We start from the raw sequence: 14084 nt of genomic DNA on the forward strand, positions 1-14084 counted from the left end.
CCTCATTTGAAAAATTGGTTTTAAATACTTAAAATCCTCCTTTAAGCTCTTTTCATTTCTATATTTTTTCAATGGCACGTACTCTTCTCACCGATGATATTTGGCAGCAAATTCAAGATACTATGCGATTACACGGTTTTTGAGGAACTCATCATGCCTAGAGGCGATAAATCATCTTATACAGAGAAGCAGAAACGGCAAGCCAAACATATTGAGGAAAGTGAGAAGGAACGTGGACTTTCCGAGGAAGATGCTGAACGGATTGCTTGGGCTACCGTCAATAAGCAGGATGGTGGCGGCAAGAAAAAAAGACACCATTGAAGATTATTCTTTCTACAATTCTATAAAGCTCTTTCATCAGGGCTTTATTTGATTGATCTGCCTATAACCCAGCTATTTTACCATTTATCGGATAGTGTAATTACAAAAACTCTCTAACAGCATGATTATTATTAGCTTATAAAATATATGCTGACATTATTCACAATTTTTAAAGGTTCAAATGAATCAACACCGTTAAAATCTTAGTTTACCCGTCACAGGGGTGAATAGTGATGACACTCTATTGCATAAAAAAGAATCAAAGCTTTCTCGCTTATCGAGATCAATTTGATGACTGCCATAATTGGCAAATGTCCGAGCTGGATTTAGCCTTAGCCAGCCCATGGTACTGGACGACCGATAAAAATGTAGCCAAAATTTTTATAACCCAAACTGAAGCAGAAGTTTTTCTAACTACCCATTACGGAGAGTCTTTTATCCTGGAGGAAATAAACTTGTATAGATATGAATATGATTAACTTAATTTAACTCAAATCTATTACTAGCCCGACAATTTTATTTAGTGAGCTGGGTATGCCTTACAAGACAGCCCAGCAGCTAAAATCGCCATCAACTGCTTATTATTGGTTTGAGTACGAATAGTGCTAAATTTGTAAGATTCATGATGCCAGCCTACTTTTTTTGCTGTAATTGAGGATAAATAAAAAATTAGGGATTGTTCCATGTGCGCAAATTTTGAAGCAATTAAAAGAAATAGAGCATTTCTGCTCGATCTTTCCGAACCACAGTTCCAATATCCTGATCATATTTATCCCTTATATGATGCCCCGATTTTAATCCATGGTGCAGACCAACCAGAATGGGACCTTGCCAATTTTGGTCTGATTCCTTCTTGGGCAAAAGAATTAAAATATGGTCGTCACACCTATAATGCCAGAACTGAAACCGTGTCTAATAAGCCCAGTTTTCGCCACGCCTGGCATAAAAATCAGTTTGCCCTAGTACCTGTCGAAGCCATCTATGAACCCAAATATATAGATGGCAAACCGCACTGGTATACCATTTTTCGAAAAGATGAACTCCCTTTTACCCTCGCTGCCATTTATGAAAATGCCGTGATTGAAAACAAGCATGTTCGTTCCATGAGCCTGCTCACCATCAATGCTGACCATCATCCCTTTATGCGGCAATTTCACACGCCAAAAGATGAAAAGCGTTCGGTCATTGTTATTCCTGAAAATGCGAGAATGGACTGGTTAAATTGCAAATATGATGAAGCAAACCAGTTCTTCTTCGAAATGCAGGATGAATATCTTGCTGTTCCCAAAAATCGTGCAGCAACGACATGACGTTAATATCCACTATTTATCTGTCACTCATCCTTGCAGTCATTTTAAATGCTAATCAAAGATGATAAAAATCCAAGCTATTCGATTTAATTTTTTCTTGATCGTCATTTCTATAAACTTAAAATTATAAAGAACATAGATTATTAAATATTAAATTGAGCTACACATTTTAATTAGATGCAAAATTTACTTTCTAAAGCATGATATTTATGCACTAAGGTAAAGTTGCTTAAAGATTTGTTCCCTTTTGCATATATATGGCGCGCAATATCGGAGAATGTCTTAAATTAGAGGATACAAAATGAGCACTATCAGGAGAGCTATGAAATGGCTACGATCAATGCAAATGACATTAGCAAACATGCAGAGGTAATTGCTTCAGATGGTCAAACAGTAGGAACTGTAGATCACCTTCAAGGCACAGATCAAATCAAGCTAACAAGAAATGAAGAAGGTAGTCATCACCTTATTCCACTTTCATGGGTGAGTGAAATTAAAGAAAATCAAGTAATGCTTAATGTAGATGCTGAAGAAGTCAAAAGTCATTGGGTGGCTGCTTAAGCATATTACAACATTGATATAAGCCCTTTCTTCGCTTGGAGGGCTTATTTAAGCTTAATAGCCTTAAAATACCTGAGCTGAAAATTTCATTCACATTATATCAAAGCTTGAAATATTAAAGACTTTTTATTTTAATTTTTTTCTGATGACTTTACTTTAATTAAATTCATCTTTCTATATTTTTATCTTTAAATGCAGATTTTATCAAAGCATAAACCTCTATTTATTTGAAATTCTCTTTACATACCCAAACCTCCCCCTCTATACGTACCCGATCCGGCCCAATCAAGTCTAATCTATGACCATAATAATTGGTCAGATTTAGAAAGTTTCCATTTTTGTCGTAATTCGCCCATACGCCTCGCTGAATGTCCGGGCTATCAAGTTTATAAAATGTAACGAGTTTCTGTGGATATGTGATTACTGTATTATTCATTTTACCTGACCTTGTTAATTAGCAAAATAAGGTACATCCTCTTCAATAAAGAATACCTCTCCCGTAGAGTTCAAAATCCATTGATTAGTGCCCATAATCTTTGTTAATTGTTCTTGTGATGAGTCATATACATTAAGCAAATGATTTTCTTCATCATATTCACCGGTATAAATTACGGTGGGTGTTGTATCAAAATCCTCATTCATTTTATGGGCTTTTACAGGTCTGATATTCATACTTAACTCCTGTCCTGCTTAAAGGGGCTTTCCCCCTTCAAACTTCCTACTGACCACCCTATTCAATCCTGCTTTATTTTTCATTTTGAGACTGTTTACCAGACTCTTTTTGCTGATTATGTTTATGGTCTTGCTGTGGCAAATGATGTGGCTGTTTAATCGGTTGATTCCTTTGATTCATATCTATTTGATTTTGAGGTTGAGACTTAGACATAACACTATTCCTTATGCTATTTTTATTACCATTACTTAATGATAATCAATAGCCTGATTATTAATGACAATATTAAGCATATACTCAAGTTAACCGAATAAAAACAATCATGATGTATCAAAATATAATATTGCAATAAAAATATAACTGTAGAACTCAATATTCTTACTGAAACAATATTAAACACAGCAAATAAATAAATTATTAATAGAATTTTTTAAATAAAAAAATAATGATAATTCTTATACATATATTAATTATGATAATTTATCATCATCTTAAAATAATACTTATTTCACAAAATTTAAAATAACATGAATACATAAATAATACATATAAATAAATCTCCTATATTTATCAAATGGCTCCAAAGTAAAGCTTATGATTTTTAATACAATATACTTCTTCATAATTCTTGATAGCTTCTTTATTTTTTATCTCATAGATAGAAGTAAAAAAGACTTATGAAAGAAGTCTAATATATTAAAAGTCAGTCTTCTGATTCAACTCATCAATAAGCTATCGAAATTTAAATCGAACGATAATTTAAGTGCTTAGCCTCAAATCGTATGTGCAACTCAACAATAGCTACACCAACTTGCAAGTGCATTTTAGAAAATTAACATTATTCATTCGAAAAACACCCATCATGAAGATGGGTGTTTTATGAGAAATAGTCGCGAAAATATCGCAATTTAAGCTGGAACAGCATTGGCAATCGCTTCGCGTGACCAGACCCGATGATAACGAATCAGGGTTTTAAACTGTTCCTGTACAGAGGAAAAATTATCTGTTCTTAGCGTTCCATCATCATGGGGCAATTTAAGCTCATGCAAAAGTTCTTGCTTATCTCCTAACAATACAATCGGCTTTAGGTGCTTGTAGGCTTCCAAAAGATAATGTTTTGTCACGCCGTCTTTTAACACTTGCTGGTAATTATCACCATCCACAATCACCACAGCATCATAAGCAATCGAAGGCTCTGCTTTTTGCATACCATCCGATGCAACTGCAGACTGCTGTTGATTCATCACAGGGCCCGGCGTTGGCGTCAATATATGAGCAACTGCTTTTTCAGCCATAGCCCATTGCTGAATCGCATCGATATTCTCTTGGCTCACCCCATCATGTACCAGCACGGCTATTTTTTTAGCTTTGATATCTTCAGGAACAAATGCCGTCATAGAAAGACGCGCCGATTTTTCTACCGAGGAAGATTTGGCCGGATTTTGGGGGGCTGTGACCTCTATACCCAAATTTTTACCGACCTGTTGGGCCAGATCCAGATCTATATTGGCCAATACTTCTTGCACTTCACGTTGGCGGATATGTGGATGCTGCACTTTACTCAATTCAAAAGTATAGGCATCTACTACGTGCTTCTGTTCATGCGGTGCCAAGCTCTGGTAATACAGTCGAGCCTGCGAGAAATGGTCTGAAAAAGACTCACTGCGCTGGCGGATTTTTTTACCATCAATTTTTTCCTGATAACTCTCAAAACCGCCATCCTGTGCAGCGAATGGTGTTTCGACTGGCCAGTTGTTATCAATCGAATTCGGTTGATACGATGCCTGACCACGATGAATAAAAGTTTGATGCATGGCATCACGCTGGTTGTTGTGAAAAGGACAAACCGGTTTATTAATGGGCAACTGATGAAAGTTTGGGCCACCCAAGCGGCTCAATTGAGTGTCGGTATAAGAAAATAAACGTGCCTGTAACAGAGGATCATTGGTGAAATCTATACCCGGTACAATATGGGCCGGGCAAAATGCCACCTGTTCAATTTCTGCAAAGAAATTATCAACATTCCGATTAAGAACAAACTTGCCAATTGGCGTGACCGGAACCAATTCCTCGGGAATGATTTTTGTCGGATCGAGTAAATCGAAATCAAACTTCATTTCATCTTCTTCAGCGACAATCTGAATACCAAGCTCCCACTCCGGATAATTCCCCGACTCAATCGCTTCATATAAATCCCGACGGTGAAAATCCGGGTCTTTACCTGACAACTTTTGCGCTTCATCCCAAACCAGCTGGCTCAACCCTTGTTTCGGTGTCCAGTGAAATTTGACAAATATGGCTTTGCCGTCGGCATTGATCATACGGAAGGTATGGACGCCAAAACCTTGAATCGAGCGTAAATTACGGGGAATGGCACGATCCGACATTGCCCACATCACGGTATGAGCAGACTCCGGTACCAGGGAGACAAAATCCCAGAAAGTATCATGGGCTGATCCTCCGGTTGGTATTTCCGTATGTGGTTCAGGCTTTACGGCATGTACAAAATCCGGAAACTTAATGCCATCCTGCACAAAGAAAACCGGAACATTATTGCCGACCAAATCGTAATTGCCTTCCTGAGTGTAAAACTTGATGGCAAAACCGCGAATATCTCGTACGGTATCGGCAGAACCGCGGGGTCCTTGTACCGTAGAAAAACGCACAAAAATGGGCGTCTGTATGCCGGAGTCTGTTAAAAAGCCCGCTTTGGTATATTTTTCATTACCCGGATAAGCCTGGAAATATCCATGTGCCCCTACACCACGTGCATGCACAATCCGCTCAGGAATGCGCTCATGATCAAAATGGGTGATTTTTTCCCTTAGGATAAAATCTTCCAGTAAGGTCGAACCTCTTACACCTGCCTTTAAACTGTTTTGATTATCTGCGATTTTTACGCCTTGATTGGTGGTCAGTGCATGATCTGTAGCATCACTGCGTGAAGCATCTAACTGCTGTGTTTTTGCACTTTCATTTTTTTTGTCTAAAGTACAAGTGCCTGCTACTTCACTTTGCTTGGCTTTATGATTCATCTTGCGCCTCTTTTCTATTATATAAACATGGGTTCGATAACGTGAATGCGTGGATGTTATGGCTGACATCAATTGGTGAATTTCTGATTGCTTAAAAAGGGAAACAGGAAGTCAACCAAACGTTGGGTACACCAGAGTCCTGTTTCACGATGATGGGCATGAGGAGCTAAATAAGGCAGCAGTTTATTGATCTTCATAGCAAGGTTGCCAGTTTCATAAATCTGATGCTGAATATCTTCAAGCTCCCCATCGGATAAAAAACTGAACATATAATTATTTTTATCTTTATGTTCCAATTTGATTCTTCGAGCGTTCAAATCAGCATCTTGAGCAGATTCACCTGCAATCCAGTCATAAATGATCTGCTTTTCAGTAGCAGTAAATACGCCAAACATTTTCCCTTCTTCCTGATTAATCAGCTTCCAGAAGCGGCTTTCTTCAGGATCGTAACCCAGCTTGATCCATTTTTTATCAATGAGTACCTCAACAAATTCTTCTACCGAGTCTGGCGATGCAAGCCACGAATTAATCGTTTTGTTATTAAACTTGCATTTGTCATTATGAATGACATTACCGATCAAGGCTTTTCGTTTTAAAATTTTAATCACCAAGGTGTCTAAATTTAGATTTTTAATAATTTGCCTAGAGGACAAGCCTTTATCGTTCAAAGCGAAGCCAATCTTCATTTTCTCTATAAAAGACTTTTTATCATTGAATTTACTATATATTTTTTCAAAAGCTTTAATGGATAAATGTGCATGACCATTATCAATATTGTCGATGGTGATATGCAGATTGAAATATTTTGAATCTATTCCTAATTCTTGTAGCTCATAGTTGGTGATCAGCAGATGTAACGGAAGTTGCTCATAGGCCAGATTAAAACCGATGATTTCCGGAATGAACTCGGGGGGTGCATAAGCCAGCGCGAGTTGAATGGCAGGTTGATGATAATATTCATCTTCCAGATCCAGTACAAAATGTTCCAGCCCCAAATTTAAGATAAGATCATCAAATAGGCATACATGATTAGATGTGGCGAGTCCCAAACCGAGTTCTTCCAGATAAATCTGGATTAAGTCTCTAAAAACCGGATCATTCCAGTAATGGACAATACTAAACAACCATGAACCGTCTACCCGCTTTACCGGCGCAACCTTAATCAGAAATTCGAATGCCTGACCCACATTTTTAAAATATTCTCGCCCTGCCCCCCTATTTCTTTTTTCTAAATAGGCCTGATATTCAGCGCATTGAAACTTATTATTTTCTAGAATCCAGTCCTGGATTTTACTGATATCAGGGGGAAAATCGATGGAGTTATAAGTTAAGCTTTGGATTTCTTTTTTTAAAAAATATGAAGCTTTTCTTTCCTTTTCTTGAATAGAAACCTCACCATTGAGAAAAAAAGTAACCAAATCAAAATAATTTTGATGATTTTTATCAACCAATTCTAGTAATTTCTTTTTTACTGCTACTGGCATTTTTTATTCTCCAAGCGGTAATTAGCATATAAACTTAATTCACTTAGGTTTAATGAAAAAAGCCTATAATTGTTATTATTCGTTTAATTTATGTTGAATCAAAAAATAATCAGGTTTTATATATCAAATATTTAAAATATTCATGCTCGTAAAAATGATAAACCAATCACCTTTTAAAAAAATATTTTATTGTTTATATTTTATATATTTTTTAGAATATGAAGAGGAAATTAAAATAAAGCGAAAAAAATATGATGACTCAATGTTGTGAATTATTGGCTAAAAAAAAGTTAAAGGTGACTTTCATTGAAAGTGCTTCCTCAGGTTATTTAGCTTACCGATTTTCCCTGACTCCATTCTCTGGCAAAATTTTAATTGGAGGTTTAGTGTGTTATGATCTGAATGTTAAAGAAAAAATACTGAAAATCTCTCCAAAACTGATAGCAAAATATACACCTGAATCTATTGAAATTACTGAAGAATTGGTAAAAAAAGCAAAGAATATGTTTACCTCAGATATTTATGTAGGATGTACAGGATTACTCAAACCTGGCGGTTCTGAAACTTCAGAAAAACCTGTGGGAACTTTTTTTATTCAATTTTATACAAAAACAAAATATATAATTACCGATGTTTGTGTAAAGGAAAGAAAACAGAAAAATTAAATAAGCTGATTCAACATATATGTAAAAGCCTCATTAAAATTATTAAAAAAATTTAAGAAAATAATAATTAAAATTTAAATTTGTAAATACTAATACACCTAATAACTGATATATTTCATAGATATAATATATGATTTAATTATTATAATTACATTTAAAACATTATGTAACATCCATTTTATTTTTTAATTAAATATTCATGCTAATAATAATTGTATCTGGTTAAACAGATTTTATTAAAAAAATATATATGAGGTGTAGAGATGACTAATCCAAATCAACCCCAACAACAAAATGATCAACAACGCCAACAGCAGCAACAGAACGACCAACAACGTCAACAGCCTGGCCAACAGCAACAAAATGATCAGCAACATCAACAGCCAGGTCAGCAGCAAGGCAATATGCCTCAACAGCAGCAACAAAATGGTCAGCAACAGCAAAATGACCCACAGCGCCAGCAAACTGGTCAGCAACAAGGTAACCCGCAACAACAGCAGCAAAATGATCAGCAACAAGGTAACCCGCAACAACAGCAGCAAAATGATCAGCAACGTCAGCAAACTGGTCAACAGCAAGATTTTCGACAAAATCAGAATGACCAAAATAATCAACAGCAATAATGCGTTGATTGAACATTCAACATTTTAGAATGTGAAATTGTATTTCATTCCTTGGCTATTCTATTGATTCCGAAAATTAGGAGCTACACAAAATGACTGATCCCAACGTCAAATAATGAGTCTGATCGGTATTGGCGTGAAAATTATACCAGTCGACCTTATTATCAAGATTTACAGCGTGATATTTCCGATATTGATTATGACAAGGATTTATCCTCTGCTTACGAATTTGGAAGAAATTCACGTTCTGAATACGGCGAAAATACCCGTTTTGAAGACTCGGAAAATGATCTTGAAAGCAAATGGGAACAGTTTAAGGCGAACTCTCGCTTAAAGTGGCAACAAGCGAAACATGCTGTAAAAGATGCATGGGACAGAATATAAAGAAATGAAAATTTTCATTTAAAATCCCACTCACGAAAAAAGCACCCTCGGGTGCTTTTTTATGAAATATCTTTTTCTGATTAATTAAACATTTGCCCAAATGCATAAATCACAAACATCAGCATCAGTGCAGATGATGAAGTTACAAGGAGTTCTATTGTTTTCATAACCCACTCTCACTTCCTTATCGTGGAACTCTCTTTATACACAGATATTTTTTGTCAGACAATAACAATTATTGACATAAATGTATCAAAAAATACTAAACATATAAATATCACATTTTAAAATCTACACTTTCTCTCATTACAAATACAACAATTCATTGCAAAATATGTCGCTTGTTTTTAAAACATTTCCTTTATTTTAATGTTTATTTATTTTTCAATAACTTAAATCTTAAGTCTTTAACTTTTCCCTTACATTTAAATATTCAGGTCATAACATATGATTGAACTTTCCTGTTAATTTTTACTACCTATTTTTAGGGGGTTTCATGGACTCAGATTCAAATTTTTTTACAACTTGTAGACTTGCTCTCTTCTTCACTGACTGCTGTCTAGAGATCCATCAAGAAAATATTTCCTGACTTGTTCAACAGGCAAGCTCAAGTAAAATTTTCAGGCATTAAAAAACCGCCTTAAAGACGGTTTTCGTATTGCCCTAACCCTTATCCCTTACACCGCATTTACATGTGCATTAAGCCGGAACATTTCATTTACACCCGTATAGAAACTGCGACCATCAAGATTCAAATCAATTTCAATACCGGATTCAAGCAAGACTTTTTTGCCTACTTCAACCCATTTAAACCCATCACGGGTATTTTGCATTTTTTTAAAAGGGATTAACGACACAACAATTTCACGACCATTTACCGATTTTGCAACTAAATTTTCAGTTTTATTCAACATTTACACCAATTTTGTAATACAGATAGAAAAGCCACCATTGGCATTTCAAAATAACAACCTTAACTTGGGATCACTCGAATGAGAGGAGATTTCTCGTATACCAATTTTGAATGAGAACATTTTCATGTCAGTTTTATTGTTGAAGCTATTATAACAGAAATACTGATTTAAGTCTCATTAATATATCAGTGTTACAAATTACAATTGTATTCAAAGATTTCAGGTTTTTTACCCTATCGATCCTTACATGTCGAGACATGCAGAAAATTACTTTACTGGTATACTCGCAAATAATCTGCAATCAAACGTGCTGCCCAAGATTCAGGCTGTTTAAGGCCCTCATAAAAAATACAGTGGCTGCCCTTTTTAGTGGTCACAACCACAATATTTGGCATCTTCTGAAGGGTTTCCTTATAAGGCTCCAGATTCCGGATATGACACACAGGATCATCTTCCGCATTTAAAATCATCAACGGAATTTTGACATTTTCAAATACATGAATCGGATTGGTGGCCTGATTATAGTCTTCAAAGCTGCTATAGCCTGCCAGTTCAAAATAATAAGATTGAAACTCCAATAAATTCCTGGCAGCAAGCACTTTGGGCAAGGAGGTGGTTTGTTGCCATGTTTCACTATAAGGATGAATAAAGGATTCAAATAGCTTTTTCGTCATTACTTTACTATAGAAAGGATGTACATTTTGAAAACCCAGTTCAGTATCATACCCGGGACACAATGCAAATGCTGCCTTAAACGGTGTTTGCTCGCCTTGTTCTCCTAAATAGCGGACCAATAGTCCTGTGCCCGCAGATGAACCAACCGCATAGAGACTCGAATCTGGAAATTTGCTTTCAATATATTGAATCTGTTCACGTAAATCATCAGTCGAACCGAACATGGAAATTTTTGGAACAGGCAAAGGTAAATTGGCATGGCCACGGCGCAAACATAAGGCTACACGCCATCCGGTATGTCGATGCAAGTCACGAACCAGCTCAGCCATACTTTCCGGTGTACCCATCAAGGTAGGCATCAACACAATGGTTGGGGTATCTTCAGCAACATGAAGTCCATACCAGGCAATAGCCGTAATTCCACCATCAGACATGTTTAGCTGTTCAATAACATCATATTGGAGTTGCACCGCTTTTTTTTTGATTAAATCAAAATAGATCAAATGCAGATGTGTATTTGACAGCCACGGCGTTGGACGGTATTTCTGTTTAAGTTGGGGCAAAACTTCAAGCACTTGCCCTGCTTCACCTTGTGGATCATAGTACAGGGTAGGCAATGCCGCACCCGTAATCTGATCGACAATTTCTTGCACCAACTGACCGATTGTATTGACCACAAACTTCATATTCGGTTTACCTCAAAAATGATGTAACGCAAAATACTTAGTACATGTCATTCCATTAACAGTTCATACTTTTACTATACGCTTTATGCTTTAGGCATAAAAGCAGCCATACGCTGCCCCATCTGTACCGCCAATGCTTCCAGACCACTCTTCGGACGCAGCATTACTTCAAAATCAATAATTTGACCTTGTTCATTAAACTGAATCATGTCAATGCCTTTAAGTTTTTTTTCACCCACATGGGCGGAAAACTCCAGCACCACATTCATTCCATCTTCGGTATAGAATTCACGGTGGTAAGTAAAGTTTTCAAAGATCTGGATCACATTACTCAGAATAAAAAATACTACCTGTTTGCCCGGATAAGGGTTGTATGCTACAGGTGAACGAAATACTACATCTTCAGCCAGTAATTCATTCAGAATAGACATGTCACCTGTTTGCAGCATTTCATGCCAGCGCGCAATTGCCTGTTTTGTGGTTTCGATTGTCATTTTAGCTTCCTTTTTTTGTTTTATATTTTAAATAAAAAGAGTCCCCCTTTGAAAAAGGGAGATTTAGGGAGATTCATCTATTTAATATTAAATAATTAAATCCTCTCCCTAACCCTCTCCTTTAATAAAGGAGAGGGAAAAATTACATATCTATTTGTCTACTTCACCAGAAATCCTGATTTGTAAACAAAAATTGTAAAAGTAGGTTTTAATATTTTTAAATCACGGCGGCCAAATCAGCCCCTTGACGAATCGCACGCTTGGCATCCAGTTCACCCGCTTCTTTGGCTCCACCAATCAAATGCACATTTTTACCATCCGCCTTCAGTTGATCGAACATCGCGGTGAAAGGTTCCTGACCGGCACAAATCACGATATTATCGACTTCTAAAACGGTCGGCTGACCATTCACTACAATATGCAAGCCCTGATCATCAATCTTTTCATAGCTGACTCCTGCCAGCATTTTTACTGCACGGTGTTTCAAGCCGGTACGGTGAATCCAGCCGGTGGTTTTACCCAGACCCGCACCCACTGAACTTGCCTTGCGTTGCAATAAGTAAATTTCACGATTGGACTGTTCTACTTGTGCTGCTTTTAGACCACCGACATTTTCATAAGCCGTGTCAATGCCCCATTCATCGTAGAATTTTTCCGGATTCAGGCTGGCGCTATCGCCTTCATGGGTTAAATATTCCGCAGTATCAAAGCCGATACCGCCCGCACCAATAATCGCGACACGTTGACCAACTGGCTTACGTTCTTTTAATACTTCGAGATAAGTAAGTACTTTCGGATGGTCAATGCCTTCAATCTCTAAATGACGCGGAGTGACACCTGTCGCTACCACAATCTCGTCAAAGTCAGACTGACTTAAAGCTTCATAGGTCGCTGGATTATTTAGAAGTAATTTAATATTGGGCTGTAATTCAATTTTACGTTTGAAGTAACGCAAGGTCTCATAAAATTCTTCTTTACCCGGTATAGTCTTGGCAATATTGAACTGACCGCCAATCTGGTTAGCTGCCTCGAAAACAGTAATTTGATGTCCACGCTCAGCGGCATAGGTGGCGAAACTTAAACCTGCCGGTCCCGCACCAATCACCGCAATCTTTTTCGTCTGTGCCGTTTCTTTAAAAATCAATTCCGTTTCATAGCAGGCACGTGGATTGACCAGACAGGAAGCAATTTTCATCGAGAAAATATGATCCAGACAGGCCTGGTTACAACCGATACAGGTATTGATTTCATCACTGCGACCTTGCTCGGCTTTTTGTACAAAGAATGCATCGGCAAGCATTGGACGTGCCATGGAAATCATATCGGCATGTCCTGAAGCCAATACATGTTCTGCCATTTCCGGGGTATTGATACGGTTGGACGTAATAAGAGGAACTTTGACCAAACCTTTCAGCTTTTGAGTGACCCAGGTAAATGCTGCACGCGGTACTTTGGTAGCAATGGTTGGAATACGCGCCTCATGCCAGCCAATTCCGGTATTAATAATGGTGGCACCGGCTTTTTCAATCTCTTTGGCCAGTTGTACCACCTCTTCAAAAGTCGAACCGCCTTCCACCAGATCCAGCATGGATAAGCGGTAAATAATAATAAAGTTTTCGCCTACCGCTTCACGGGTACGTTTAACGATTTCAATCGGGAAACGAATCCGGTTTTCATAGCTGCCACCCCATTCATCATCACGATGGTTGGTGCGTGCAGCAATAAATTCATTAATCAGATAACCTTCCGACCCCATGATTTCTACACCGTCATATCCTGCGTACTGCGCCAGTTTTGCACAGTAGGCAAAGTCAGCAATGGTTTGTTGTACTTCGGCACTGGTTAAGGCATGCGGTTTGGTCGGGTTGATCGGTGCCTGAATAGCAGATGGTGCAACCAGATCAGCCTGATAGGAATAACGCCCGGTATGTAAAATTTGCATGGCAATTTTACCACCGGCATCATGCACCGTCCGGGTAATCACTTTATGTTTTTCCGCTTCTTCCCGAGAGTCTAATTTTGCTCCACCCGCAAAGGTCAGCCCTGCATCATTCGGTGCAATCCCGCCCGTCACAATCAACCCTACACCACCTTGCGCACGTTCTGCATAAAATGCCGCCATACGCTCATAACCCCGTGGAGCCTCTTCCAAACCGACATGCATGGACCCCATCAAAACTCGGTTTTTAAGTGTGGTAAAGCCTAAATCTAAAGGCGCTAATAAATGCGGGTAATTAGACATACAATCTCCTTGGCGTG

13 protein-coding genes and 1 pseudogene are annotated in these 14084 nt (G+C 37.7%); 6 read left to right on the forward strand and 8 right to left on the reverse strand.

Annotated elements, in window-relative coordinates; all coding sequences use genetic code 11:
* The first annotated feature begins 153 nt into the window (after positions 1-153).
* The 4 genes from B9T38_RS16825 (at position 154) to B9T38_RS13930 (ending at position 2192) form a co-directional block, all read left to right on the forward strand.
* Positions 154-321, forward strand: a complete 168-nt coding sequence (locus B9T38_RS16825; protein ID WP_086197367.1) for a hypothetical protein — start codon at positions 154-156, stop codon at positions 319-321.
* A gap of 230 nt (positions 322-551) precedes the next feature.
* Complete coding sequence (locus B9T38_RS13920) at positions 552-800, forward strand: hypothetical protein (RefSeq protein WP_143222727.1); 249 nt, start codon at positions 552-554, stop codon at positions 798-800.
* 204 nt (positions 801-1004) lie between these two features.
* Positions 1005-1631 (forward strand): SOS response-associated peptidase, encoded by a 627-nt coding sequence (locus B9T38_RS13925; RefSeq protein WP_086197369.1) that lies wholly within the window; start codon positions 1005-1007, stop codon positions 1629-1631.
* Between the two features lie 327 nt (positions 1632-1958).
* A complete protein-coding gene (locus B9T38_RS13930; RefSeq protein ID WP_086197370.1) occupies positions 1959-2192 on the forward strand; it encodes a DUF2171 domain-containing protein in 234 nt (77 codons plus the stop codon).
* A gap of 450 nt (positions 2193-2642) precedes the next feature.
* On the opposite strand, the gene B9T38_RS13940 is transcribed toward B9T38_RS13930, so the two are convergent.
* From B9T38_RS13940 to B9T38_RS13950, 4 genes are all read right to left on the reverse strand, one after another.
* Positions 2643-2864, reverse strand: coding sequence for a hypothetical protein (locus B9T38_RS13940; protein WP_086197372.1), 222 nt, complete (start codon positions 2862-2864; stop codon positions 2643-2645).
* 73 nt (positions 2865-2937) lie between these two features.
* A complete protein-coding gene (locus B9T38_RS16830; protein WP_171263249.1) occupies positions 2938-3078 on the reverse strand; it encodes a hypothetical protein in 141 nt (46 codons plus the stop codon).
* Positions 3079-3773: 695 nt separating this feature from the next.
* Complete coding sequence (katE, locus tag B9T38_RS13945) at positions 3774-5900, reverse strand: catalase HPII (protein WP_086197373.1); 2127 nt, start codon at positions 5898-5900, stop codon at positions 3774-3776.
* 68 nt (positions 5901-5968) lie between these two features.
* Positions 5969-7384, reverse strand: coding sequence for an iron-containing redox enzyme family protein (locus B9T38_RS13950; RefSeq protein ID WP_086197374.1), 1416 nt, complete (start codon positions 7382-7384; stop codon positions 5969-5971).
* A gap of 251 nt (positions 7385-7635) precedes the next feature.
* Between B9T38_RS13950 and B9T38_RS13955 the strand changes: the two are divergent.
* A pseudogene (locus B9T38_RS13955) lies at positions 7636-8105 on the forward strand (CinA family protein).
* A gap of 207 nt (positions 8106-8312) precedes the next feature.
* The gene (locus tag B9T38_RS13960) at positions 8313-8672 is read left to right on the forward strand and encodes a hypothetical protein (protein ID WP_086197376.1); all 360 of its coding nucleotides are present in this window, start codon (positions 8313-8315) and stop codon (positions 8670-8672) included.
* Positions 8673-9733: 1061 nt separating this feature from the next.
* On the opposite strand, the gene B9T38_RS13970 is transcribed toward B9T38_RS13960, so the two are convergent.
* The 4 genes from B9T38_RS13970 to B9T38_RS13985 form a co-directional block, all read right to left on the reverse strand.
* Complete coding sequence (locus B9T38_RS13970; protein ID WP_502687120.1) at positions 9734-9970, reverse strand: hypothetical protein; 237 nt, start codon at positions 9968-9970, stop codon at positions 9734-9736.
* A gap of 272 nt (positions 9971-10242) precedes the next feature.
* Positions 10243-11331 carry a YheT family hydrolase gene (locus B9T38_RS13975; RefSeq protein WP_086197377.1) on the reverse strand — a complete coding sequence of 363 codons (1089 nt, stop codon included), beginning with the start codon at positions 11329-11331 and terminating at the stop codon, positions 10243-10245.
* 83 nt (positions 11332-11414) lie between these two features.
* Positions 11415-11825 carry a nuclear transport factor 2 family protein gene (locus B9T38_RS13980; RefSeq protein ID WP_086197378.1) on the reverse strand — a complete coding sequence of 137 codons (411 nt, stop codon included), beginning with the start codon at positions 11823-11825 and terminating at the stop codon, positions 11415-11417.
* 217 nt (positions 11826-12042) lie between these two features.
* On the reverse strand, positions 12043-14067 hold the full coding sequence (locus B9T38_RS13985; protein WP_086197379.1) for an FAD-dependent oxidoreductase: 2025 nt from the start codon (positions 14065-14067) through the stop codon (positions 12043-12045).
* Positions 14068-14084 lie beyond the last annotated feature (17 nt).

Origin of the sequence: Acinetobacter sp. ANC 4218 (assembly GCF_002135245.1) — a bacterium.
In the GTDB taxonomy this organism is placed as follows: domain Bacteria; phylum Pseudomonadota; class Gammaproteobacteria; order Pseudomonadales; family Moraxellaceae; genus Acinetobacter.

Coding starts and splice junctions, on each gene's coding strand:
- B9T38_RS13980 (WP_086197378.1), bottom strand. CDS start 11,825: ATGACAATCGAAACCACAAAACAGGCAATTGCGCGCTGGCATGAAATG.
- B9T38_RS13950 (WP_086197374.1), bottom strand. CDS start 7,384: ATGCCAGTAGCAGTAAAAAAGAAATTACTAGAATTGGTTGATAAAAAT.
- B9T38_RS13970 (WP_502687120.1), bottom strand. CDS start 9,970: ATGTTGAATAAAACTGAAAATTTAGTTGCAAAATCGGTAAATGGTCGT.
- B9T38_RS13975 (WP_086197377.1), bottom strand. CDS start 11,331: ATGAAGTTTGTGGTCAATACAATCGGTCAGTTGGTGCAAGAAATTGTC.
- B9T38_RS13985 (WP_086197379.1), bottom strand. CDS start 14,067: ATGTCTAATTACCCGCATTTATTAGCGCCTTTAGATTTAGGCTTTACC.
- katE (WP_086197373.1), bottom strand. CDS start 5,900: ATGAATCATAAAGCCAAGCAAAGTGAAGTAGCAGGCACTTGTACTTTA.
- B9T38_RS13925 (WP_086197369.1), top strand. CDS start 1,005: ATGTGCGCAAATTTTGAAGCAATTAAAAGAAATAGAGCATTTCTGCTC.
- B9T38_RS16830 (WP_171263249.1), bottom strand. CDS start 3,078: ATGTCTAAGTCTCAACCTCAAAATCAAATAGATATGAATCAAAGGAAT.
- B9T38_RS13940 (WP_086197372.1), bottom strand. CDS start 2,864: ATGAATATCAGACCTGTAAAAGCCCATAAAATGAATGAGGATTTTGAT.
- B9T38_RS13960 (WP_086197376.1), top strand. CDS start 8,313: ATGACTAATCCAAATCAACCCCAACAACAAAATGATCAACAACGCCAA.
- B9T38_RS13930 (WP_086197370.1), top strand. CDS start 1,959: ATGGCTACGATCAATGCAAATGACATTAGCAAACATGCAGAGGTAATT.
- B9T38_RS16825 (WP_086197367.1), top strand. CDS start 154: ATGCCTAGAGGCGATAAATCATCTTATACAGAGAAGCAGAAACGGCAA.